The organism is Pseudomonas sp. MWU347 (assembly GCF_017947305.1).
Classification (GTDB): domain Bacteria; phylum Pseudomonadota; class Gammaproteobacteria; order Pseudomonadales; family Pseudomonadaceae; genus Aquipseudomonas; species Aquipseudomonas putida_A.
The window spans coordinates 474,229-499,279 of record NZ_JAFGZB010000004.1; the positions used below are offsets into that span (position 1 = coordinate 474,229).

The 25,051-nt window shown below is 60.5% G+C and carries 15 protein-coding genes; all 15 read left to right on the forward strand.

What is annotated here, in order from left to right; translation table 11 throughout:
* The first annotated feature begins 15 nt into the window (after positions 1-15).
* The 15 genes from flgK (at position 16) to pseC (ending at position 25,020) form a co-directional block, all read left to right on the forward strand.
* On the forward strand, positions 16-2,061 hold the full coding sequence (gene flgK / locus KCG87_RS11465; RefSeq protein WP_139054128.1) for a flagellar hook-associated protein FlgK: 2,046 nt from the start codon (positions 16-18) through the stop codon (positions 2,059-2,061).
* Between the two features lie 13 nt (positions 2,062-2,074).
* Complete coding sequence (locus tag KCG87_RS11470; protein ID WP_210557825.1) at positions 2,075-3,646, forward strand: flagellar hook-associated protein 3; 1,572 nt, start codon at positions 2,075-2,077, stop codon at positions 3,644-3,646.
* A gap of 109 nt (positions 3,647-3,755) precedes the next feature.
* Positions 3,756-7,349, forward strand: coding sequence for a glycosyltransferase (locus KCG87_RS11475; RefSeq protein WP_210557823.1), 3,594 nt, complete (start codon positions 3,756-3,758; stop codon positions 7,347-7,349).
* Positions 7,350-7,563: 214 nt separating this feature from the next.
* Positions 7,564-11,217: a calcium-binding protein gene (locus tag KCG87_RS11480; protein WP_210557820.1), complete on the forward strand. Its 3,654-nt coding sequence runs from the start codon at positions 7,564-7,566 to the stop codon at positions 11,215-11,217.
* A gap of 96 nt (positions 11,218-11,313) precedes the next feature.
* A complete protein-coding gene (locus KCG87_RS11485) occupies positions 11,314-13,320 on the forward strand; it encodes a calcium-binding protein (protein WP_135295209.1) in 2,007 nt (668 codons plus the stop codon).
* A 255-nt stretch (positions 13,321-13,575) separates the two neighbouring features.
* Positions 13,576-14,349, forward strand: coding sequence for a glucose-1-phosphate cytidylyltransferase (gene rfbF, locus KCG87_RS11490; protein ID WP_139054125.1), 774 nt, complete (start codon positions 13,576-13,578; stop codon positions 14,347-14,349).
* The gene (gene rfbG / locus KCG87_RS11495) at positions 14,331-15,413 is read left to right on the forward strand and encodes a CDP-glucose 4,6-dehydratase (protein ID WP_210557818.1); all 1,083 of its coding nucleotides are present in this window, start codon (positions 14,331-14,333) and stop codon (positions 15,411-15,413) included. The genes rfbF and rfbG overlap by 19 nt, the downstream gene beginning before the upstream one ends.
* The gene (gene rfbC, locus KCG87_RS11500) at positions 15,410-15,970 is read left to right on the forward strand and encodes a dTDP-4-dehydrorhamnose 3,5-epimerase (protein WP_210557816.1); all 561 of its coding nucleotides are present in this window, start codon (positions 15,410-15,412) and stop codon (positions 15,968-15,970) included. The genes rfbG and rfbC overlap by 4 nt, the downstream gene beginning before the upstream one ends.
* Positions 15,967-17,193, forward strand: coding sequence for a class I SAM-dependent methyltransferase (locus tag KCG87_RS11505; protein ID WP_210557814.1), 1,227 nt, complete (start codon positions 15,967-15,969; stop codon positions 17,191-17,193). Before rfbC ends, KCG87_RS11505 begins: the two co-directional genes overlap by 4 nt.
* Positions 17,190-18,041 carry an NAD(P)-dependent oxidoreductase gene (locus KCG87_RS11510; RefSeq protein WP_210557812.1) on the forward strand — a complete coding sequence of 284 codons (852 nt, stop codon included), beginning with the start codon at positions 17,190-17,192 and terminating at the stop codon, positions 18,039-18,041. Before KCG87_RS11505 ends, KCG87_RS11510 begins: the two co-directional genes overlap by 4 nt.
* Entirely contained in the window at positions 18,038-19,108 is a 1,071-nt protein-coding gene (locus KCG87_RS11515) for a class I SAM-dependent methyltransferase (RefSeq protein WP_139054122.1), read from the forward strand. The genes KCG87_RS11510 and KCG87_RS11515 overlap by 4 nt, the downstream gene beginning before the upstream one ends.
* Before the next feature lie 17 nt (positions 19,109-19,125).
* Positions 19,126-19,863 (forward strand): cephalosporin hydroxylase family protein, encoded by a 738-nt coding sequence (locus KCG87_RS11520; RefSeq protein ID WP_210557810.1) that lies wholly within the window; start codon positions 19,126-19,128, stop codon positions 19,861-19,863.
* 55 nt (positions 19,864-19,918) lie between these two features.
* A complete protein-coding gene (locus KCG87_RS11525; RefSeq protein WP_210557808.1) occupies positions 19,919-22,834 on the forward strand; it encodes a TIGR00180 family glycosyltransferase in 2,916 nt (971 codons plus the stop codon).
* A 30-nt stretch (positions 22,835-22,864) separates the two neighbouring features.
* Positions 22,865-23,866 carry a UDP-N-acetylglucosamine 4,6-dehydratase (inverting) gene (gene pseB, locus KCG87_RS11530; RefSeq protein ID WP_098967822.1) on the forward strand — a complete coding sequence of 334 codons (1,002 nt, stop codon included), beginning with the start codon at positions 22,865-22,867 and terminating at the stop codon, positions 23,864-23,866.
* Positions 23,863-25,020, forward strand: coding sequence for a UDP-4-amino-4,6-dideoxy-N-acetyl-beta-L-altrosamine transaminase (pseC, locus tag KCG87_RS11535; RefSeq protein ID WP_210557807.1), 1,158 nt, complete (start codon positions 23,863-23,865; stop codon positions 25,018-25,020). Before pseB ends, pseC begins: the two co-directional genes overlap by 4 nt.
* Positions 25,021-25,051 lie beyond the last annotated feature (31 nt).

The following is a 25,051-nucleotide window of genomic DNA, read 5'->3' on the forward strand; positions in this document are numbered from 1 at the left end:
GGTAAGGTTTGAATCATGAGTTTGCTCAATATCGGGATGTCGGGGTTGTCCGCGAGTTCTTCCTCTCTCGCGACCACAGGTAACAACATTGCCAACGTCGACACCGCCGGTTATTCACGCCAGCAAACCGTGCAGAGCACCAAGTCCTCGCAGCAGTTCGGCAACGTCTTCATCGGTACGGGGACGACCCTGGCCGATGTGCGCCGGGTCTACAACTCTTACCTCGAAAACCAGCTGCATACCGCCACCTCGCTCAATAGCGAAGCGGCTGCGTACGGTGCCCAGGCCACTGCGCTGGATGCCTCGATGTCCGATACCAACACCGGCCTGACCGGTGTGCTGCAAAAGTTCTTTACCTCGATGCAGGGCGTGGCGACTTCTGCCACTGATGACACCTCCCGTCAGTCGGTGCTGACCGGTGCGCAGGCCCTGACCAGCCGTTTCAATGCGCTAGCCAAACAGCTGAACGATCAGAACACCACGATCAATGGCAACCTGGGCGACATGACGTCCCAAGTCAACAAGCTGGCGACTTCGATTGCCAACCTGAACCAGAAGATCGGCGAGATTTCCACCAGCGGCGGCCAGCCGAACGATCTGCTCGACAGCCGTAACGAAGCGGTGCGCCAGCTCTCCGAGCTGACCGGTGCACAGGTCGTCGAGCGTGGCACCAGTTTTGACGTGTACATCGGCACCGGCCAGCCGCTGGTGATCGGCAACACCACCAACACCCTGAGCACCGTGCCGAGCAAGGACGATCCGACGCGCATGGCGATTCAGCTGGACCGCGGCTCAAGCGTGATCGATATCACGTCGGCCATGAGCGGTGGCGAAATCGGTGGCCTGCTGACCTATCGCAAAGAAGTGCTCGACCCTTCGCTCAATGAGTTGGGGCGTGTCGCGCTGGTGGTGGCCGATCAGGTCAACAGCCAACAAGCCCAGGGTATCGACAAGAACGGTGACTTCGGCGCCGCGATCTTCAACAACATCAACAGTGCCGCGCTGGTCAGCCAGCGCAGCATTGCGCAGTCGACCAATAGCGCCGGCTCGGGCAACCTCGATGTCACCATCAAGGACACCGGCAAGCTGACCACCAGCGATTATCAGGTGACCTTCACCAGCGCCACCAACTATTCGGTCAAGCGCTCCGATGGCACCGACATGGGCTCGTTCAGCACCACGACCACGCCACCGCCGGTGATCGACGGCTTCACCCTGGCCCTCAACGGCGGCGCCCTGAGCGCTGGCGACACCTTCAAGGTGACACCGACCCGTAACGCGGCAAGCACTATTCAGACGGTACTGACCGATCCGAAGAAAATCGCTGCGGCAGCACCGCTGACCGGCGTGGCCAGTGCCAACAACTCCGGTACCTACACCCAGCCGACGCTGACCGATTCGTTCAACATCTACAACCCGGCGTCGCAGACCGAGTTGCAGAATGCGCTCAAGTATTCGACGCCGGTCAAACTGGTGTTCGGTGCGGTCGCCAGCGGCAGCCAGTCGTACAACATGGTCGACGCCAAGGGCAACACCATCGGTTCGGGCACCATCGTGCCGGGGCAGGCCAACACCTTGAACCTCAAGGTCGGCATGGTCGACTCCACCGGTGCGCCGGTGATGGACACCACGGTCACGCCGAACGTGCAGAAGACCTTCACCGTACAGACTACCGTGGGCGCGACGCCGAAGTCCGGCGAAACCTTCACCATCAACCTGACCGGCGCGGCGTCTTCGGACAACCGCAACGCACAGACACTGGTTGGCCTGCAGACCAAGCAGACCGTGGACACCGGCAGCGGCAGCAAGGGCATCAGCCTGACCGACGCCTACAACAAACTGGTGACCAACGTCGGTACCAAGGCTGCGCAGAGCAAGTCCGACAATGACGCCACCTCGGTGATCCTCGATCAGGCCAAGGGCGCGCGCGACTCGCTGTCCCAGGTCAACCTCGATGAAGAGACCGGCAACCTGGTCAAGTATCAGCAGTACTACACAGCGTCTTCGCAGATCATCAAGGCTGCGCAGGAAACTTTCGCCACGCTGATCAACAGTCTTTAAGGAGTCGTAATTCATGCGCATTTCCACCGCCCAGTATTACGCGACGCAAGCTGCTCAATATCAGCGCAACTACAGCAAGACGGTCGCGACCGCCAACGAAGCGAGCAGCCTGCAGCGCATCAACACCGCTGCCGACGATCCGATCGGCGCCGGTCGCCTGCTCAAGCTGGGTCAGCAAAGTGCGATGCTCGACCAGTATCAGGGCAACATCGACACCACCAAGAGCTCGCTGACCGTGCAGGAGTCGACGTTGAACTCCATCACCACGGCTCTGCAGCGCGCCAAGGAAATCGGCCTGGCCGCCAACAACGGTATCGCTACCGACGACAACCGCAAGGCGTACGCGGCGGAACTGAGCCAGATCCAGCAACAAGTGCTGGGCCTGATGAACTCCAAGGATGCCAACGGCAACTACCTGTTCTCCGGTTCCAAGACCGATACCGCGCCGTACTCGCAAAACGTCGACGGCACCTACACCTATAACGGTGACCAGACCCAGATCAACCTGGGCATTGGCGACGGTATGTCGGTCGCGACCAATACCACCGGTTGGGACGCCTTCCAGCAGACCATCAACACCAGCCGCACCCAGACCACCATGACCGCTCCGGCGCTGGATGACGGTCGTGTGGTGCTGTCCAACGGTACGGTCGGCACCGCAGCGACCTACAACGCCAAGTTCACGGCGGGCCAGCCATACACCGTGGATTTCATCAGCAGCACGCAGTTGAAAATCACCGATGCCCTGGGCAACGACGTGACGTCCGAGGCCAGCCAGAACGGCCTGATCAGCAACAGCAATGGTGCCAACCAGACCGTCAGCTTCCGTGGCGTCGACATGAAGTTGAACATCAACCTCAAGGCCGGCGACACCAACCCGGATGCGGTCATCGCCGGTCACAGCTTCCAGCTGTCGGCCACGCCTGATTCGTTCACTACCGCGCGCAGCCCGGGCAACCCGTCGACGGCGGTCATCACCGGCTCCAGCGTGACCAACCAGGCGGCGTACAGCGCGGCCTTCCCGTCGGGCGGCGGCGCGGTGCTGAAGTTCACCAGCGCCACCGATTTCGACCTGTACGCGGCCCCTGTGACCGCTGACAGCAAACCGGTGTCGTCGGGCACCATGGTCGGCAGCAACGCCACGGCCGCCGGTGTGACCTTCGCCATTGGCGGTACGCCGGGCGCGGGCGATCAATTCTCGATCCAGTCCAACAACCACCAGACCCAGAACGTGCTCGACACCCTGGGGCAGATGGTCACGGCGCTGAACCTGCCGGTCGACGGTGATCCGGTGGTCAAACAGAAATTCCAGGGGGCCATGGAGGCGGCGCTGGGCAACATCGACAGCGCGTCCAACCAGATTGGCGCTGCGGTGACCTCGATCGGTGCTCGCGGGCAATCGCTGGATGACCAGAACACCACCAACCAGAGCCTGATCCAGGCCAACACCACGACCCAGGGTTCGATCCGTGATTCGGATCCGGCCGAGGTGATGACCCGCCTGACGTTGCAGCAGACCATGCTGCAAGCCTCGCAACTGGCGTTCAGCAAGATCAGTCAGTTGGGTCTGTTCAACAAGATCTGACGTTGGACGGGCGCGCAGGCGCCCGTTTGTCTCGTCCTTCAGTTAATGTTTTTTTGCGGTTTCATGGGCTCGCTTTACCGAGCGGGCTCGTACCGCCTGTGAGCCCGCCGTGAATCCACTTCCTCTCGTCAGTCTGGTCATTCCCGCCTTCAATCCGCGCTTCTTCGAGCGGACCTTGAACAGTGCGGTGAGCCAGACTTATGGCCAACTCGAAATCATTGTGTGCGACGACAGTCGCGGCAGCGAGATCGAAGCCATCACAGCGTCTGTGACCGAACAGACGGGTGTGGCCGTACGCTACGTGCGCAATCCACGGACGCTGGGACTGGTCGACAACCTCAAGGCTTGTCTCGAGCAGGCGCAGGGCGAGTACATCAAATTTCTGTGCGATGACGATCTGCTCTATTCCGCCTGCATCGAGCAGCAGGCCCATGAGATGCAGCGTGCAGAAGTCAGCCTGGTGGTGGCGCAACGGCTGCTCTGGGACGCAAACGACATCATTCTGCCGGCGCGCATTGAAAACACGCCGTTGTCGCCAGTCAGTGGCTTGCTCAAGGGCGACGACGTACTGGGCATCTTTGAAAAATTCCCGGTCAACGTGCTCGGTGGATTCAGCAATGCGCTGATGCGTCGTGCCGACGTCGTCGAGCTGTTGCCAGCATTGACCGAGGACGGCGCCTGCTTCGTCGCAACGCTGGATTTTGCCCTGTATGTCTGCCTGCTGCGGCGCGGCAATCTGGCGGTGTCCAACAGCGTACTCAGTGCCGAACGCCTCTACCCGGAGCGTCTGAGTGCACAGCAACCGATGAAGGATGCTGCGCAAGTCGAGCGCGAGTGGATTTCGCAAATGCTCAAGGCGCGCAGCGGTGAATCGGCGCCTGCGCCGGGATGGGTGCGTTATGTTCCGTTGTCCCGCGCTGATGAGTTGCCCCGGGTCTGGCAAGAGTTGCCCCTGAGTCGAACCCTGGGTACCAAGCAGAGCCGTCAGGAGTGGGGAGTCGGCGTCAACAGCTTCAGCTTCGGCGAACTGTACGCGCAGTGGCTGGCATGCCGGGTGCTCACCGAGCAGCAACGCCACTGGTTGCCGGAAACGCTTGCCAGTTGGCCCTGCCAGCCGCGCATCGTGCCGATCATCATTGACGGGCAGGGCAGTCGCGATGGCCTGGAGCGCACATTGGAGGCGCTCGCCGCGCAGGATTATCCGCCAGAGCTGATCCTGGTCCTGTCCGCTTCGTGTACCGAGGCGCGCCTTGAAGGGCGAGTGTTCCACATGCCGTTGCAGGATGATGGGCTGGAGCAGATCAACACACTGCTGCCGCAGCTCGAAGGGGCCGACTGGTTCTATCTGTTGCAGCCAGGTGATCGCCTGGTGGCGCCGGCGTTGCTGGTCATGGCCGACCGGATCGCGCACACCCCAACCCTGACATGTCTGTACAGCGACGAAGGCAGCCTGCGCAGCGGCGAGTCGGCAGAGCCTGCGTTCAAACCGGATTTCAACCTCGACCTGATGCGCAGTTATCCCTATGTCGGGCGCGCCCTGGCATTCAAGCGCGAGCGGTTTCTGGCGCTCGGCGGCTTTGCGCCGACGTTTGCCGAACTGGCACCGCATGATGCGCTGTGGCGGATGGTCGAGAACGACGGCTTGCACGTCGTGGGACACATCGCCGAAGTGTTGCTCGAGTCCAAATTCGATCTCTCCCAGTGGCTGACCGAGCCCGGTGTCGTGGCGCAAAGCCCGCGGATTCTCGAAGCGCATCTGCAACGCCTGGGGATTGCCCATGACATCCGCCGTGGCGGCAGCGAACTGCTCAACCGCGTGGATTATCAGCATGCGCGACGACCGCTGGTGTCGGTGGTGATTGTCACTCAAGACCAGACGGCTGCACTGCAGCGCTGTGTTGAAACGCTGCTGGAAAAGACCGCTTACACCGAGTACGAATTACTGTTGGTCGACAACGGCAGCGAAAGCGCCGAGGCGCGGGTGTGGCTGGACGGTATGGCGCAACTGGGCAGTGAGCGGATTCGTGTGCTGAGCTATGCGCAAAAGGGCAATGCGGCGGCCGCGCACAACTTTGCGGTCAGCCATGCGCGTGGCGAGTATGTGTTGCTGCTCAATGCTTTTGCGGTGATCACTCAGGCCGACTGGCTCGACGAACTGCTCAATCATGCGCAACGCCCGGAAGTCGGCGTAGTCGGTGCGAAGCTGTTCAACCCGGACGGTGGTGTGCTGCACGCGGGGCTGATTCTCGGTTTGAACGGCCCGGTCGGTCTGCCGTTCTATGGCCAGCCCGTGCAGTCGGACGGGTACATGTTCCGCCTGCAAGCGGTGCATGACCTGAGCGCGGTTGGCGGCGATTGCCTGATGATTCGCAAGTCGGTCTTCGAGGTTGCCGGTGGGCTCGACGAACAGGATCTGAAGCAGACGTTGAACGTCGTGGATCTGTGTTTGCGGGTCGGCCGCGAAGGCTACCTGGTGGTATTGAATCCCCACGCCATGCTCGCAGTGGGCGCACGCCCGAGCGCCGCGGCGACGACTGAAGACGAAGCGCTGTTCGCCGAGGAAAGGGAAACCTTCTACCAGCGCTGGTTGCCAACCATCGCCCGCGATCCGGCCTACAACATTAACCTGACTCTGCAGGGTGTCGGTGCCACCAACTTCAGTCTTGAGCCTGGCCTGCGAACCGGTTGGAGTGCCTTTTCCAAAGCGCAGTTGCCTAATGTGCTGGTGGTGCCGATCAACGCCTCGGCCATCGGCCATTACCGCATGAGTCAGCCGATGATCGAGTTACAGGCGGCTAACAGAGTCGAAGGGCGCATTTGCTATGGTTTGCCGTCGATCATTGATATCGAGCGCCAGTCGCCTGATGTGATCGTGCTGCAAGGGCGCTATTCGGAACACGCCATCGATGAAATCCCGCCTCTGAAAAAATACTTCAATGCGCGGCGCATCTTCGAACTCGATGACTACGTCATCGACGTTCCCCATCGCAATGCGCACATCCGCAACATGCCGAGCAAGCAGGACATGGAGCGTATGGTGCGACGTGCCATCGGTCTGTGTGATCGTGTGGTCGTATCGACCCAGCCTCTGGCTAACGTGCTGTCCGACATGCACCACGACATTCGTGTCGTACCGAACATGCTGTCCAAGGACTTGTGGAGCCACTTGCGCAGTCAACGCCGCACCTCGAAGAAACCACGGGTCGGTTGGGGCGGCGGGACCAGTCACCACGGTGATCTGGCGGTGATCGCCGATGTGGTGCGCGAACTGGCCAACGAAGTCGACTGGGTTTTCTTCGGCATGTGCCCGGACGATCTGCTGCCGTACATGCATGAGTTCCATGGCGTGATTGATCTGGAGGTCTACCCGGCGAAGCTGGCCAGCCTGAACCTGGACCTGGCCCTCGCGCCGCTGGAATTCCACGTCTTCAATGATTGCAAAAGCAACTTGCGGCTGCTGGAGTACGGTGCCTGCGGCTATCCGGTGATCTGCACCGACACCGAGGCCTATCGTGGTTATCTGCCGTGTACCCGGATCAAGACCAACAGCACGGACGAGTGGCTGCAAGCGATCCGGATGCACCTGGCCGATCCGGATGCCAGTTACCGCATGGGTGATGAGTTGCGTGAGGTAGTGCTGCGTGACTACGTGTTGCGTGGCGATAACCTGCGGTATTGGGAGTATGGCTGGCTGGCGGATTGATCTGCGTTCGGCTACCGGAAAAAGGCGACCTGAAGGTCGCTTTTTTTTGTCCGTGAAATGCGTGTCAGCGTTAAATGCCGACGGATTTGCGCGCGGATTAAAGCTTTGGTTTTTCCCTGTCGATATCAACGTATTCTCGATTTATCAATGTGCTTGGCGGCGGATGATCGCCACGCAAGCAGGGGCCGGTTCATAACAAGGCAAGGAAGAAGTAATGGCAGTTATAAACGGAACAAACGGCGCGGATACGCTGACCGGTACCAGTGGGGATGATGAAATCAATGGCCTGGCCGGCAATGATCTGATCAGGGGAAGTGCCGGAGCAGACAAGATCGATGGCGGTACCGGGACTGATACGGTGGACTATTCCACATCGGCTGATGGAATCAACGTCGACATCCGCTCTAATGCTGTCGGTCTTGCGGGCATCGGCGGCGACGCTCAGGGTGACACCCTGAGCGGCATTGAAAAGGTGATCGGCACGGCGTTCAACGACACCTTCAATCTCGATACGGCCACCGCGACGTTCGAGGGCGGAGCGGGGGATGATGTCTACGTTCTCAACGGCAGTGGCGGCACGGTTATCGAACAGTCGAGTGGCGGTAACGATGAAGTACGCAGCAACTTCGCCCAGATTTACCTGAGCGCCAACGTCGAGCGTCTGACCTATACCGGAACCGGTTCATTCACCGGTTGGGGCAATGCCAGCGACAACGTCATTACAGGAGGCGTTGGCAACGACTTCCTGTATGGCGGCGCGGGTGCTGATCAGTTTATCGGTGGTGCCGGTATCGACACGGTCGGCTATACCGATAGCACTGTCGGTGTCAGCATCAACCTGAAAACCGGCGTCAATTCCGGGATCGCGGCGGGGGATACCTACACCGACATTGAACGAATCCTCGGCTCGAACGGCAACGATACATTCGTCGCCGATAGCCGGGTATTTGCCTTTGACGGCGGCGCCGGAGTGGCGGATGTGGTGGATTACTCGACATCCACCGAGGCGATCAATGTCGACATCCGCTATAACGCTGTCGGTCTCGCGGGCATTGGCGGCGACGCTCAGGGTGACACCCTGTTCGGCATTGAAAAGGTGATCGGCACGGCGTTCAACGACACCTTCAATCTCGATTCGGCCACTGCGACGTTCGAGGGTGGAGCGGGGGATGATGTCTACGTTCTCAACGGCAGTGGCGGCACGGTCATCGAACAGACGGGTGGCGGTAACGATGAAGTACGCAGCAACTTCGCCCAGATTTACCTGAGCGCCAACGTCGAGCGCCTGACCTATACCGGTAACGCGGCATTCACCGGTTGGGGCAACGCCAGCGACAACGTCATTACGGGGGGCATTGGCAATGACACCCTGTATGGCGGCGCGGGTGCCGACCAGTTCATCGGTGGTGGGGGTATCGACACGGCTGGCTATGCCGACAGCACTGTCGGTGTCACCTTGAATTTCAAGACCGGGGTCAACAGTGGCATCGCGGCGGGCGATACCTACACCGGCATTGAGCGAATCCTCGGCTCGGGCTTCAACGATACCTTCATCGCCGACAGTCGGGTGTTTGCATTTGACGGCGGTGCGGGAGCGGCTGACGTGGTGGATTACTCGACGTCTGTCGAGGCGATCAATGTCGATATCCGAGCTAATGCTGTCGGTCTCGCGGGCATTGGCGGCGACGCTCAGGGTGACACCCTGTTCGGCATTGAAAAGGTGATCGGCACGGCGTTCAACGACACCTTCAATCTCGATTCGGGCACTGCGACGTTCGAGGGGGGAGCGGGGGATGATGTCTATGTTCTCAACAGCAGTGGCGGCACGGTCATCGAACAGGCGGGTGGCGGTAACGATGAAGTACGCAGCAACTTCGGCCAGATCTACCTGGGCGCCAACGTCGAGCGTCTGACCTATACCGGCAACGCTTCATTCATCGGCTGGGGCAATGCCAGCGACAACATTATTACCGGTGGTGCCGGCAACGACCTGTTGTATGGCGGCGCAGGTGCCGATCAATTTATTGGTGGCGCCGGCATAGATACCGCCAGCTACGGCGACAGTACTGTTGGCGTCAGCATCAATTTGAAAACCGGTGTCAACAGCGGCATCGCAGCGGGCGATACCTACACCGGCATTGAGCGAATCCTCGGCTCGGGCTTCAACGATACCTTCATCGCCGACAGTCGGGTGTTTGCATTTGACGGCGGTGCGGGAACGGCTGACGTGGTGGATTACTCGACGTCTGTCGAGGCGATCAATGTCGATATCCGAGCTAATGCTGTCGGTCTCGCGGGCATTGGCGGCGACGCTCAGGGTGACACCCTGAGCGGCATTGAAAAGGTGATCGGCACGGCGTTCAACGACACCTTCAATCTCGATTCGGCCACTGCGACGTTCGAGGGGGGAGCGGGGGATGATGTCTACGTTCTCAACGGCAGTGGCGGCACGGTCATCGAACAGGCGGGTGGCGGTAACGATGAAGTACGCAGCAACTTCGGCCAGATCTACCTGGGCGCCAACGTCGAGCGTCTGACCTATACCGGCACCGGGTCATTCACCGGTTGGGGCAACGCCATCGACAACATCATTACAGGGGGCAATGGCAACGACATCCTGTATGGCGGCGCGGGTGCCGACCGGTTCATCGGTGGTGCCGGTTTTGACACTGTCGGCTACGGCGACACGACTATTGGCGTCACCATCAACCTGAAAACCGGGGTTCACACAGGGATCGCAGCAGGGGATACCTACACCAGTATCGAGGCTTTGACCGGCACGATAGCCGGTGACATTTTCATCGCCGACGGCGCGGCCATGGCTTTTGACGGGTTAGTGGGTGCGGACATGGTCAGCTATGAACAATCCGACAGCGCCGTGACCATTGATTTGAAAACTAAGGTCAATGCGGGTGACGCGGCCGGCGATACCTACACCGGAATCGAGTTTTTCCAGGGCAGCAGCTTCAACGACACCCTGTCCGGAACCGCATTCGGTGACAACTTCATTGGTGGCTCCGGTGCGGACCTGATCGATGGGCGTGAAGGGCATGACACTGCCTGGTACATCAACAGCAAGGCCGCTGTGAACATCAATCTGCAGACCAACGTCAACGAAGGCGCCGATGCTCAAGGTGATGTGCTGCTCAATATCGAGCGAGTGATCGGCAGCCAATTCGACGATACGCTGACCGGAATTTCGGCAGTCGATTTTCTTGAGGGCAGCACAGGCAACGACGTGATTTATGGCGGCGACGGGGCCGACTTCATTTATGGAGGCCTGGTTTCCCTGGCCGGGCCGTTAGCCAGTTCGGCACCCAATGCAGGGGCTGAGGCTGATGCGCTCTATGGCGGCAATGACAACGACACGATTCTCACCGCATCCAACGACACTGGCAGCCGTGCGTATGGCGAAGCGGGCGATGACACCATCACCGTAACTCATGGCATCGCTGATGGTGGTGAAGGCAATGACAAGCTGATCGGTACCGGCCTGGGCTTCTCGCTGTTTGGCGGCGTGGGCAAGGATAATCTGGTATTCCAGTCCGTCGGTTCGGCCTTCGGTGGTGAAGGTGACGATATCTACACCATCGACACTTCGGCATTGGTCAACATTCAGGACGACGGTACCAGCCGTGGCGACAAGATTGTGCTGTCGTACATTCGCGCTTCGGAACTGCAAGTCGACCGTGTCGGTGACGACCTCTACCTGCACCGTTACAGCGTTTCAGCCGGACAGACGCCGGATGAGGGCGTGCGCCTGAAGGATTGGTTTGCCGGTTCCGACACTATCGAGCAGATCGTGACGGCCGATAATCAGACCATCAATCTGCCGGCCAACAGTGATGCATTCGCGATGTTTGGCTGACCACTGAATCGCACACCTGCAATCGCAATGCGGCCGCAGGTGTGCGCTTGGCAGCTGAAGGACCAACCTGGTTTCAACCAAGCAAGGAAGAAGCAAATGTCAGTGATTTATGGAACGAGTGAAGCCGATGTCATGGGCGGCAATGAAGGCAATGACGAACTCTACGGACTGGAGTCGGATGATCAGATCTGGGGTACCACGGGGTCCGATCTGCTGGATGGCGGGGAGGGGTTCGATTCAGTGAGTTATCAGATGATGCCGAACGGCGTCAGCGTCGATTTCCGCGAGGGGCTGGCCACTGTCACCAAGGCGGACGGCTCCGTCGATACCCTGGTCGGCATCGAAAAAGTCATCGGCAGCTTTGACAATGACACCTTGGTCAGTTCGGTCAGCGGTATCACGCTGGAAGGTGATAACGGCGATGACGTGTACATCGTCGGTAGCGAAGGTGTGACCATCGTCGAAGCGGAACGCGGCGGTTACGACGAGCTGCGCACCAGCGTCAACACCCAGAGGATGGATCCGTTCCTGGACAAAATGATCTTCACCGGCACCGGCGACTTCAAGGGCTACGGCAATGCCGAGGCGAACGTGATTGTCGCCGGTGCAGGCAATGACGTGCTGTGGGGTGGCGACGGTGGCGATCAGTTCATTGGCGGCGAGGGCTTCGACACAGTCAGCTATACCGACAGCCTTGAAGGCGTCAGTATCGAGCTCTCGAGCATGTGGGGCGCTACCGGCATTGCATTCGGCGATACCTACTCGAGCATCGAGGCCGTGCGGGGTTCGAATTTCAACGATGTGATCTTCGCCGGCGCAAGCGCAATGGTCATGGACGGTGCCGATGGCTTTGACGCCGTCGATTACAGCCGTTCCAACGATGCGGTCAGCATCGAGTTTCGTGATGGCGAGGGCTTCGGTTCTGGCGGCTACGCCGAGGGCGATACCTTGATCAATGTGGAAAAGGTTGTCGGGACTAACCTGGACGATCACTTCACTGCTAACTCGGGCGGCGTGACCTTCGAAGGTGGCTGGGGCAGTGACGTCTATACGATCAACAGCGAGGGTGTGACCATCGTCGAGACAGACTCAGGCATGGGGTTTGACGAGCTGTACACCAGCCTGTCGGTCATGAAGATGGACCCGTTCATCGAGAAAATGACCTACACCGGTACAGCCGATTTCACCGGTTATGGCAATGATTCCGACAACTACATCTTCGGCGGCAGCGGCGATGACCTGTTCTACGGTGGCGCCGGACGGGATGTGTTTGTCGGCGGCGCGGGAACGGACATCGTCAGCTATGACGACAGCGATACGGGTGTGGTGGTCAACCTGTCGAGGATTGGCCAGAACGGTACGGCCGAAGGGGATATGTATTACGACGTAGAAGGTCTGCAAGGCAGTCGTTTCAACGATGTGATGGATGCCGGCCGCGAGGACGCGATCCTGGAAGGTGGCAACGGCGATGATGTGATCAGTGGCAACGATGGCAATGATCACCTTTACGGCGGACTGAAATCCGGTCTCGACGGTGATGTCGCGCAGGCCGACACACTGTCTGGCGGTTCGGGTGATGACGTCATCGTCAGCGCTGTGAATGACCTGGGTACAGTGGCCCACGGCGACGGAGGCAATGACACCATCACGGTCCACAACGGCAGTGCCCTTGGTGATGACGGTCATGACGTGCTCACCGGCACCGGCAACAGTTATCTGTTGTCAGGTGGCAGCGGCAACGACGTGCTGAACCTCAATCTTCCGGGGCAGTCCGGTACTGGCGGCACCGCACTGGGCGGTATGGGTGACGATATCTACATCGTGAACAGCACCGGGCTGGTATCGATTCAGGACGAGGGCTGGGATCTCAACGACACCCTGATCCTCAACACCATCACCAACGCCAGCCAGTTGAACGTCACCCGCATCGGCGATGACGCCTACCTGCACAGCGCCAACGACGGCAGCAGCGGTGTGCCGGACAACGGCGTGAAACTGGCGGGATGGTACGCCGGGTTCAACAACATCGAGCACCTGCAGACTGCCGACGGCCAGGTCTACGACCTGCCGGCGACGGTTGATGGGTTCGCCATGTTCGGCTGATCACTCGATCTGTTGATGCACCGCAATGAAAGGGATGAATCCGCTGCTGGATTCATCCCTTTTTTCATGCCTTACGGCGCACCCGACGCAGCGCTCGCGGAGCTGGCGCGTTTCCTGCAAGTCCCCCTCAAATCGCCATAAAACGAGCGCTCGCGGTCATCGCAGCGACGCCGCAGGCGGCAAAAGGGTTAGCCAGACGGCCCGCATCGCTCAACAAAGCCATGCGCAGCCCGGTGACGAACGAGAGGGGAGACGATGAAGGCAGTTATTTTGGCGGGTGGCCTCGGCACGCGCATCAGTGAAGAGTCGCACCTCAAGCCCAAGCCCATGATCGAGATCGGCGGCAAGCCAATTCTCTGGCACATCATGAAGCAGTATTCCGCTCACGGAATCCACGACTTCGTGATTTGCCTGGGCTACAAGGGCTATGCGATCAAAGACTTCTTCGCCAACTACTTCCTGCACACCTCCGACGTCACGTTCGACATGCGCAACAACCGCATGGACGTGCACCAGAACTACAGCGAGCCGTGGAGCGTCACCCTGATCGACACCGGCGAGGAAACCATGACCGGTGGCCGTCTGCTGCGTGCCGGCCGTTACCTCAAGGATGAAGAGGCGTTCTGCTTCACCTACGGCGACGGCGTTTCCGACATCAACATTGCTCAACTCGTCGATTACCACAAAGCCCACGGGCGTCTGGCCACCGTCACCGCGGTGCAGCCGCCGGGACGTTACGGTGCCCTTGAGCGCCAGGGCGATCAGGTGCTGGGTTTCACCGAGAAACCGCGCGGCGACGGTGGCTGGATCAACGGCGGCTTCTTCGTGCTGTCACCCAAAGTCCTGTCCTACATTGCTGGCGATGCAACCACCTGGGAAGCCGAGCCGCTGGCGCGTCTGGCAGAGGATGAACAGTTGAACGCCTTCGAACACGAAGGCTTCTGGCATCCGATGGACACCCTGCGCGACAAGAACCACCTCGAAGCGCTGTGGCAGAGCGGGGAGGCCCCATGGAAGCAATGGGCCTGAGTGCGGATTTCTGGCGCGGCAAGCGTGTACTGGTCACCGGTCACACCGGTTTCAAAGGCAGCTGGCTGACCCTGTGGCTGCAAAGCCTCGGTGCGCACGTCAGCGGTTTTTCGCTGGATCCGTCAACCGAACCGAGCCTGTATGAACTGGCGCGGGTTCACGAAGGGATCAACGATCAACGTGGCGATCTGCGTGATCTCGGCGCGTTGCTGGAGATCATTGCCGACACCGAGCCGGAGATCGTTCTGCACCTGGCCGCGCAGCCGCTGGTGCGTGAAGGCTATCGCGACCCGCTGGGCACTTACTCCAGCAACGTCATGGGCACGCTGAACCTGCTCGAAGCGATTCGTCAGGTCGGTTGCGTGCGCGCCTGCGTGCTGGTGACCACCGACAAGGTCTACGCCAACAAGGAATGGCTGTGGCCGTACCGCGAAGACGAAGCCCTCGGTGGCCACGATCCCTACAGCAGCAGCAAGGCTTGCTGCGAACTGTTGGCGCAGTCTTATGCGGCGTCGTTTTTCCCGGCTGACAAGTACGCTGAACACGGTCTGGCCCTGGCCACCGCGCGCGCCGGCAACGTGCTGGGCGGCGGTGACTTCGCCCCGGAGCGGCTGATTCCCGACGTGCTCAAAGCCTGGACTGCGGACGAGCCGGTGACCCTGCGTTATCCGCAAGCGGTGCGCCCGTGGCAGCACGCGCTGGAACCGCTGGCCGGTTACCTGCAACTGGCTGCGGGTCTCTACGAACAAGGCCCGGAATACGCCGGGGCGTGGAACTTCGGCCCGGGCGAGGCGGACATGTGCAGCGTCGGCGAAGTGGTCGAACTGCTCGCCAGTCGCTGGCCACAGGCACGTGGTCTGCGCATCGAAAAAAGCGAACTGCACGAGGCTGGCCTGTTGCGCCTCGACAGTAGCCGCGCCCGTCAGGTACTCGGCTGGCAGCCACGCTGGACCTTGCAGCAATGCCTGACCCAGACCCTCGACTGGCATCTGGCGTGGCAGAACGGCGATGACATGCGCAACGTCACTCTCGGCCAACTGAACCTGTACCGAGGCGCGCTGTGAGCGAGTTTTCCTTGAAACCGTTGCCGCTGGCCGGGCTGTTCAGCGTCCAGCACAAACGCTTCGAAGATCAGCGCGGGCATTTCGCCCGGCTGTTCTGCGAAGGCAGCCTGAGCGCGTTCGGCAGCGAATTTCATATCCGCCAGATCAACCATTCCTGCACCCGCGACAAGGGCAGTGTGCGCGGTCTGCATTACCAGAATGCCAATGCGCCGGAAGCCAAGCTGATCACCTGCCTGCGCGGTGAAGTGTGGGACGTGGCGGTGGATCTGCGTCCTGACTCCGAGACCTTTCTGCACTGGCACGCCGAGCACCTCAAGGCTGGCGATGGTCGCAGCCTGTTGATTCCGGCCGGTTTTGCTCACGGCTTCCAGACCCTGACCGCCGACGCCGAACTGCTTTACCTGCACAGCGCCGATTACGCGCCGGAGCATGAGGGCGGCTTGTCGGTGAACGATCCACGGCTGGCGATCGCCTGGCCGTTGCCTGTCAATAATTTGTCAGCGCGTGATTCCAGCCATCCTGCGCTCGATCAACACTTTGCCGGAGTGCGTCTATGAACTGCCGTGGGTGCGCCGCACCGCTGAGCCTGCCGCTGATCGACCTCGGCACCTCGCCACCGTCCAACGCCTACGTGCATGCCGAGCGCCTGGAGCAGGCCGAACAGTGGGTGCCGCTCAAGGTCGCCGTGTGCCAGCAGTGCTGGCTGGTGCAGACCGAGGACTACACCCGCGCCGACAGCCTGTTCGACGCCGAGTATGCCTATTTCAGTTCGTTCTCCAGCACCTGGCTGGCCCACGCCGAGCGTTATGTCGCCGAGATGGTCGAGCGCTTTGCTCTGAGCGCCGACAGTCGTGTGGTCGAAATCGCCGCCAACGACGGTTACCTGCTGCAGTACGTCGCTGCTCGCGGCATTCCGTGTCTGGGTGTCGAGCCGACCCGCAGCACCGCGCAAGCGGCGCGGGAAAAGGGTCTGCAGATTCGTGAAGTGTTCTTCGGTCGCGACAGCGCTGCGCAGCTCCACAGCGAAGGCTGGGGCGCCGACCTGATGGCCGCCAACAACGTGCTCGCGCATGTGCCGGACATCAATGATTTCCTTGGTGGTTTCGCCACGCTGCTCAAGCCGACCGGCGTCGCCACTTTCGAATTTCCGCAACTGCTGACGCTGATGGCTGGCGCGCAGTTCGACACGCTGTACCACGAGCACTATTCCTACCTGTCGCTGACCGCCGTGCAGACCTTGTGCGAGCGCAATGGTCTGGAAGTGTTCGACGTCAGTCAGTTGAGCACTCACGGCGGTTCGCTGCGGGTGTTCGTGCAGCGCAAGGACGGTGAGCGCCGCGCGGTGCAGCCGGCGGTGCAGCAACAGTTGCAGGCCGAACTGGATGCCGGGGTGAAAACCCCTGAGTACTACGCGACCCTCGCGCCGGCTGCCGAACGCATCAAGCATGAACTGCTGCGCTTTCTGTTGCAGGCCAAGGCCGACGGCAAGCGGGTGGTCGGTTACGGCGCGGCGGCCAAGGGCAACACCTTGCTCAACTACGCCGGGGTCAAACCGGATCTGCTGGCGTGGGTGGCCGATGCCAACCCGCACAAGCAGGGCAAGTTCCTGCCGGGCAGTCGGATCCCGATTGTCGCGCCGGCGCAGATCGACATCGAAAAACCGGACTACGTGCTGGTGTTGCCGTGGAACCTGTTGCACGAAGTCAGTCAGCAACTGGCGCAGGTGCGCCAGTGGGACGGGCGCTTCGTAATCGCCGTGCCTGAGATGAAAGTCCTGTGAACGTCCTGGTCACCGGGGCCACGGGCTTCGTCGGCCGGCATCTGGTCGCGGCGTTGCTCGCCCGTGGCTGCGCGGTACGTGCGGTGGCGCGTAATGTCGAGACTGCGGCGAGCATGCCGTGGATCAACCACGTCGAATTCGTCGCGGCGGATATTCACGCGGCGGATCTGGACATTGCGGCGCTCACCGACGGCATCGACGTCCTTGCGCACCTGGCTTGGCCGGGGTTGCCGAACTATCGGGCGCTGTTCCATTTCGAGCACAACCTGATGGCCGACTACCGCTTTATCAAAGGCGCGGTCGAGGCGGGTGTGAAGCAAGTGCTGGTGACTGGCACCTGCTTCGAGTACGGCATGCAAAGTGGCCCGCTCAGCGAAAGCGTCGAGCCGCAGCCGAGCAACCCTTACGGTCTGGCCAAACACACGCTGCATCTGTTTTTGCAAAATCTGCAGCAGGAAAAACCGTTCACCTTGCAGTGGGCGCGTCTGTTCTATCTGCATGGCGAAGGGCAGAACCCCAACAGTCTGCTGGCGGCGCTGGATCGGGCGATCGATAACGGCGACGCGTCATTCAACATGTCTGGCGGCGAGCAGTTGCGGGACTTTTTGCCGATCGCCAGCGCCGCCGATTACCTCGCCACGATCGTCCATCAGCGCGATTTCAACGGCGTGATCAATTGCGCCAATGGCCAACCGGTATCGGTGCGCGCACTGGTTGAACAACGGCTGCGCGAGCGCGGTGCGGCACTGAATCTGAATCTCGGCCATTACCCTTATCCGACCCATGAACCGATGGCGTTCTGGGCCGTGACCGAGCGTTTGCAACAGCTACTGGGAGAGCCGCAATGAGGCACGAGTTGTATCGGGTCACCGACCTGCCGGTGTTGCAGAACCGCACCTTCGCCGACCCGGAGTCGGCCAAGGCTTCGGCCAGCGCCGACATGCTGCTGGTGCAGGATGAGCGCAGCGGCCTGATCTTCAACGCCGCGTTCGACGCCGACAAGCTCAGCTATGACGCGGACTATCAAAACGAGCAGGCCCATTCGGGCCAGTTCCAGAAGCACCTGAGCGACGTCGAAGGCATCATCGCCAAACACTTCAAGGGCCAGGAGCTGATCGAAGTCGGCTGCGGCAAGGGCTACTTTCTTGAGCTGCTCAAGGGCCTCGGTTATTCGATCACCGGGATCGACCCGGCCTACGAAGGCGAAAACGCCGACGTGATCAAGGCGCCGTTCACCCGTGGTCTTGGCCTGGCAGCTGACGCCATTGTCCTGCGCCATGTGCTGGAACACATCGAAGACCCGGTCAGCTTCCTGTCGGTGATCGCCGAAGCCAACCAGGGCGGGCAGATCTACATCGAAGTGCCGTGCTTCGACTGGATCCTCGAGCACAAAGCGTGGTTCGACCTGTTCTACGAGCACGTCAATTATTTCCGCCTCGATGACCTGCGCCGGATGTTCGGCACCGTGCACGAGGCCGGCCACCTGTTTGGCGGCCAATACCTGTACATCGTCGCCGACCTGTCGACATTGCGCCTGACTCCGCAGCAACCGGTGCCACGCCTGACGCTGCCGGACGGTTTCACCGCCAGCCTCGAGCGCGCGGTGCAGATCATTCAGTCCGCACCCGAGCAGGGTTCGGCGATCTGGGGCGCATCGTCCAAAGGCGTGATCTATTCGCTGTTCCTGCAACGCGCGGGTGTCGCGGTGGATCGTGTGGTGGATATCAACCCGGCCAAACAGGGGCGTTATCTGCCGCTGAGCGGCGCGCGGGTGTCCTCGCCGCAAGAGGCGATGGATGCGCTGCCCGAAGGCGCCCACCTGTTTGTGATGAATTCCAATTACCTCGAAGAAATCAAGCGGATGACCGGTGGACGCTACGTCTATCACGCCGTCGATAGCGCTTCGTTCCAGTGACCATTGAGACTTTGAACATGACCGACAACAGCATCAACCAAGCCTTCGAAGCCGAATGCCGCGAGCAGATCGCCCAGCAGGGCGACGACCAGAAACTGACTGGCCTGGCCCGTGATTTCTTCAACGAATCGGCCAAACACAAGTACAGCTACCACTTCTCGTGGATGGGTCGCCCGATCATCCAGTTGCCGCAGGACATGATGGCGATGCAGGAGATCATCTGGCAGGTCGAGCCGGATCTGGTCATCGAGTGCGGCATCGCCCACGGCGGTTCGATCATCTACTACGCCTCATTGCTGGAACTGCAAGGTCACGGTGAAGTGCTGGGCATCGACCTCGACATCCGCCCGCACAACCGTGAAGCGATCGAAAGCCACCCGATGGCCAAGCGCATCAAGATGATCGAAGGTTCGAGCATCGACCCGGCCATCGCCGCTCAGGTGCAGGCTGCGGCCAAAGGCAAGAAGGTCATTCTGGTGCTCGACTCCAACCACACCCACGACCACGTGCTCGAAGAGCTGCGCCTGTACGCGCCGCTGGTCTCGGTCGACAGCTACTGCGTGGTGATGGACACCGTGGTCGAAGACATGCCGGCCGATTTCTTCCCGGATCGTCCATGGGGCCCGGGCGACAATCCGAAAACCGCGGTGTGGAAGTACCTGGAAGAGAACCAGGACTTCGAGATCGACCAGCAGTTGCAGAACAAGCTGCTGATCACCGTGGCGCCGGACGGCTATCTGCGTCGCGTTCGTTAATTCGCACCATCACCAAAGCGTTATCTCGGCGAGTCGCCGGTTGTGGAGAAAAGTTATGCAAGGCAAGTACAGTTCTGAACTGGCGCTACCGCTCAACGAGCTGTTGACCGTGGTGCTGATTACTCACAATCGGCCGGCGTTCCTGCGTCGGGCGGTGAAGTATTACAGCAGCTTGCCCTGCCGGATCATGGTGCTCGACTCGACGGTCGAGCGGCCTGAAGGGGATTTTTCCGCCGTCGATTATCACCATGTGCCGCAGTTCGCCTACTGGGGCATGCAGGCCAAACTGGCTTATGGTGTGGAGCAACTGACTACGCCGTATATGGTGCTGGCGGCTGACGATGACTTCATCCTGCACGATTCGCTGGCCGAGTCCGTGAACTTCCTGCAGGCGAATCAGGACTACGGCATGTGCCACGGCTATTGCCTGATGTACCTATCTCTGGCCCATGGCGTGAACTACTACCGTCGTGACAAGAAAGTCCAGGAAGACTATTCGTCCGAGCGGGCGCAGGATCGTGTCATCGATTACATGAGTCAGTACATTCCGCCGTTCTATGCGGTGACCCGTACTGACCTGATGAAAAACTGGCATTCGGCGTTGCCAGCGGGTACCAATTTCCAGTGGCAGGAAATTGGTCACGTCTACTACCTGCTGGCCAGTGCCAAGGCGCGGATCCTTCCGATGCCTTATGTGGTGCGCGAGATCAACTACGGTGTCTCCGAGCACAATACCGATGTGTATCACTCGCTGACCTACGCCGACGGCAAATCGGTCGCTGAACGAGAGGCCTTTGCCGAGTTTCTCGCCTCCCTGCCAACCGCCATTCAAGGGCTCGACGCCGGACAGCTCAAGGCGTTTGTCCTGCAGAGTTTCGAGGCCATGGCCGACAGCTTGAAGACTGGGCGCGCGCTGACTGCAGAACTGATTTTCGAATCCACCTGGAACCAGAACCTCAGGCATCCGGATCGTCGTTTTGGTCCGTTGCAGTACGTCGAGATGCCGTTCTACAACCAGCCGTTCTTTGATCGTCTGGAACAGTTCGAATTCATGCTGCACGCCATGCCCGCCGGCCGTATGCAACTGGAAGGACTTGAAGGCATATGGACGCGTCAGGCGCACTTGCTGCAGGCGCGCAACAACGATACCCCGGAAAGTGTGGTTGATCGCTTGTGGCAGGCGCACGACCTCAATGCTTTCAACCGGACCGTCGTCAAACGCCTTGCCGCGCATCTGAATGACATGGGTGAAGACGAAGCCGCCCAGTCGGTGCACGAATGGATTGCTCGACTTGAGGCGCTGACGGCTGAAGATCATCAGGCGGTCTTTGAAAAAATGAAGTCCGGTCGCCTGCTGCAGTGGCTGGCCGCGCGTGAGCCGTCGGCGCAACAGGTCGAGTCGATCACTCGACAGCTGTCGGCCCATGACGGTGGCCCGCAGTTCGGCATTTTCCTGCTGGATCTGGATGACCAGATCGACAAGGTGCAGGTCTCGCTCGACAGTCTGCTCGAGGGGCACTGCAAAGCGTTCAAGATTGTGGTGTTCACCACGGGCGAACCGCCGGTAGCGACCACCGCGCAAAACACCCTGCACTTCGTGCGCGTCACCCAGAGCAACTATGTCGACAAGTTGAATCAGAGCGCCCAACAGTCACCGTGCGACTGGCTGCTGCTGGCGCAAGCGGGCGACGAGTTCACCGCTGGCGGCTTGTTGCGGGCCAGTCTGGAACTGATGTCCGCCACAGGTGTGCGTGCCGTGGCCACCGATGAAATCCAGCGCAAGGAAAACGGTGCGCTGGTCGACGTCTTCCGCCCGGGCTTCAATCTGGACCTGCTGCAAAGCATTCCAGCGCTGATGGCGCGTCATTGGTTGATTCGCCGCGAAGTGTTGCTCAAAGCCGGTGGCTATCAGGCCGACTTCAGCAAGGCCCTGGAACTGGATCTGCTGTTGCGCATAATCGAACAGGGCGGCATTGGCGGCCTGGCGCACCTCGACGAGCCACTGCTGATCACCCAGGCCTCGGTGCTGGAAGAGAATGCCCACGAGCGTCAGGCGCTGCTGCGTCACTTGACCAATCGCGGTTACAAGGCCAGGGTCACCTCGGCGACACCCGGTACGTATCAGATTGATTACCGTCATGTCGAACAGCCGCTGGTGTCGATCATCGTCCCAGCCATCGACGACCTGCCGGCACTGCGTCGCTGCCTGGAAGGCGTGTTGCTCAGAACCCGTTACAGCCGCTATGAAGTGCTGATTGCAGCGAATCCGAATCAGTCGGCCGAGGTCAATGACTGGCTGGGCACGCTGCGTAACCCTAAAGTCAATGTGCTGCGTGCCGATCAGCCGCTCGGCGAGACGGCGTTGTACAACGCCGCCAGCGAGCAGGCGCAGGGTGAGTATCTGGTGCTGTTGGCCGCTGACAGCGAGGTCGTCAATCCGAACTGGATCGACTCGTTGCTCAATCACGCGCAGCGTCCGGAAGTGGCTATCGTCGGTGCAAAACTCGTTGATCGTGACGGCAAGATCGCCCATGCCGGTTTGATTGTTGGTCTGAACGATGGCGTTGGCTCGCCTTTTATCGGTGAAAAACACGCCGCTGAAGGTTACATGCAGCGCCTGGCGGTCGAGCAGAATTATTCCGCGGTGTCGAAAGTGTGCCTGATGATCCGCAAAGAACTGTTCAACGCACTGGGCGGTCTGGACGAAGTGACGTTCGCCGACGGCTTGAGCGATGTCGATCTGTGCCTCAAGGCCGGTGATGCGGGTTACCTCATTGTGTGGACGCCGCTGGTGCAGGTTGTGCATCCGGGCCTCTTGCCGCAAGCGCCATCAGCCCTGGCTGCTTTGCGTGAGAAGTGGGGCGGCGCCTTTGCGCAGGACAGTGCCTATAACGCCAATCTATCCCTCATCGGCAAAGGTTTTACCTTGGGTGAAAGCACGCCGGTCAACTGGTCGCAGTTACTCGCTTGAGTCCGTCGGACAAGCAACAGGAATCAGCACATGTTCAACGGTAAATCGATCTTCATCTCTGGCGGCACCGGCTCGTTCGGGCGCAAATTCATCGCGCGTCTGCTTGAGCAATACCAGCCCAAGCGCGTGGTGGTGTTCTCCCGCGATGAACTCAAGCAATACGAAATGCAGCAGACGTTTAACGCGCCGTGCATGCGCTACTTTCTCGGTGACGTGCGCGACGCCGATCGTCTGCGGCAGGCCATGCGCGGCATCGACTACGTGGTGCATGCGGCGGCGCTCAAGCAGGTGCCAGCGGCGGAGTACAACCCCACCGAGTGCATCCGCACCAACGTCAATGGCGCGGAGAACATCATCGCCGCCGCCATCGACAATGGCGTGAAGAAAGTCGTCGCGCTGTCCACCGACAAAGCGGCCAGCCCGATCAACCTGTACGGTGCGACCAAGCTGCTGTCGGACAAACTGTTCGTCGCCGCCAACAACATTGCCGGCGAACAACAAACGCGTTTTGCCGTGGTGCGCTACGGCAACGTGGCGGGCTCGCGGGGTTCCGTGGTGCCGTTTTTCAGCAAGCTGATTGCCGACGGTGCGCAGGAGTTGCCGATCACCGACGAGCGCATGACCCGATTCTGGATCACCCTCGATCACGGCGTGCAGTTTGTCCTCGACAGCTTTGCGCGGATGCACGGCGGCGAAGTGTTCGTGCCGAAGATCCCGTCGATTCGCATCGTCGATCTGGCGCGGGGCATGGCCGAGCATCTGCCGCACAAGAACGTCGGTATTCGTCCCGGGGAAAAACTGCATGAACTGATGGTGCCGCTGGACGATGCGCGGATGACCCTGGAGTTCGCAGACCACTACACCATTCAGCCGTCGATCCGCTTTACCAGCGTCGATGTCGATTTCTCCATCGACAAGCTCGGCGAACGTGGGCGGCCGGTGAGTGAAGATTTCGAATACCGCTCCGATACCAACCCGCACTACCTCTCGGTCGGGCAGATCGCCGAGCTGCACGCGAAGTTGTCGGCATGATTCCCTACGGTCGGCAGAGCGTTGATCAGGCGGACATCGATGCAGTGGTCGAGGTTCTGCAATCGGACTGGCTGACTCAAGGGCCGACTATCGAGCGTTTCGAGCAGGCAATGGCCGAACGATGCCAGGCCGACTTCGCGGTGGCGGTGTGCAACGCCACCGCGGCGCTGCACATCGCTTGCCTCGCGGCCGGCCTTGGCCTGGGCGATCGCTTGTGGACCACGCCGAACACTTTTCTGGCCTCAGCCAACTGCGGGCGCTATTGCGGCGCCGACGTGGATTTCGTCGACATCGATCCGCTGACCTGGAACCTCGATGCCTTCGCCCTTGCCGCGAAACTCGATCAGGCCGAACAGGACGGCACGCTGCCGAAAGTGTTGGTGGCGGTGGCGTTCTCCGGGCAGAGCTGCGACCTGCGCAAGATTGCCGAACTGGCCGAGCGCTACAACTTCACCGTGATCGAAGACGCCTCGCACGCGGTGGGCGCCAGTTACGCCGGGCGCCCGGTGGGTTGCGGGGACTTTGCGGCGATGACCGTGTTCAGTTTCCACCCGGTGAAGATCATCACCAGTGCCGAAGGCGGCATGGTCCTGACCAATCGCCCGCAACTGGCGGAGCGTCTGCAACGCCTGCGCAGCCATGGCATGACCCGCGATCCGCAGCAGATGAGCGAACCTAGCCACGGCCCGTGGTATTACCAGCAGATCGAGCTGGGTTTCAATTACCGGATCACCGATTTGCAAGCGGCGCTGGGTCTGTCGCAACTGGCCAAACTGGACAGCTTCATCGCCCGTCGCCGCGAGCTGGCGGCGCGTTACGACCGGTTGCTGGCGTATCTGCCGCTGACCTTGCCCAGCGCGCAGCCGGAGGCAGAATCGGCGTGGCACCTGTACGTGGTGCGCCTGCAGACCGAGCGCATCGGCCTGACCCATCGTCAGGTGTTCGAAGGCTTGCGCGCCGCTGGCATCGGCGTGAACCTGCACTATATTCCCGTGCATTTGCAGCCGTACTATCGCGACCTGGGTTTTGCCGAAGGCGACTTCCCCGAAGCCGAGCGTTATTACGCCGAGGCGATCAGCCTGCCGCTGTATCCGTTGCTCACTGACGAGCAGCAGGATCATGTGGTCGAGCAATTGCGCCGGCTGACCGAATAAACCCCGCTGCGGCGGCGAATGAGACTGTGCA

Excerpts from the sequence above, each read along its gene's own strand:
- flgK (WP_139054128.1), top strand. The coding sequence starts at position 16 with ATGAGTTTGCTCAATATCGGGATGTCGGGGTTGTCCGCGAGTTCTTCC.
- KCG87_RS11470 (WP_210557825.1), top strand. The coding sequence starts at position 2,075 with ATGCGCATTTCCACCGCCCAGTATTACGCGACGCAAGCTGCTCAATAT.
- KCG87_RS11480 (WP_210557820.1), top strand. The coding sequence starts at position 7,564 with ATGGCAGTTATAAACGGAACAAACGGCGCGGATACGCTGACCGGTACC.
- KCG87_RS11485 (WP_135295209.1), top strand. The coding sequence starts at position 11,314 with ATGTCAGTGATTTATGGAACGAGTGAAGCCGATGTCATGGGCGGCAAT.
- rfbF (WP_139054125.1), top strand. The coding sequence starts at position 13,576 with ATGAAGGCAGTTATTTTGGCGGGTGGCCTCGGCACGCGCATCAGTGAA.
- rfbG (WP_210557818.1), top strand. The coding sequence starts at position 14,331 with ATGGAAGCAATGGGCCTGAGTGCGGATTTCTGGCGCGGCAAGCGTGTA.
- KCG87_RS11505 (WP_210557814.1), top strand. The coding sequence starts at position 15,967 with ATGAACTGCCGTGGGTGCGCCGCACCGCTGAGCCTGCCGCTGATCGAC.
- KCG87_RS11515 (WP_139054122.1), top strand. The coding sequence starts at position 18,038 with ATGAGGCACGAGTTGTATCGGGTCACCGACCTGCCGGTGTTGCAGAAC.
- KCG87_RS11520 (WP_210557810.1), top strand. The coding sequence starts at position 19,126 with ATGACCGACAACAGCATCAACCAAGCCTTCGAAGCCGAATGCCGCGAG.
- KCG87_RS11525 (WP_210557808.1), top strand. The coding sequence starts at position 19,919 with ATGCAAGGCAAGTACAGTTCTGAACTGGCGCTACCGCTCAACGAGCTG.
- pseB (WP_098967822.1), top strand. The coding sequence starts at position 22,865 with ATGTTCAACGGTAAATCGATCTTCATCTCTGGCGGCACCGGCTCGTTC.
- pseC (WP_210557807.1), top strand. The coding sequence starts at position 23,863 with ATGATTCCCTACGGTCGGCAGAGCGTTGATCAGGCGGACATCGATGCA.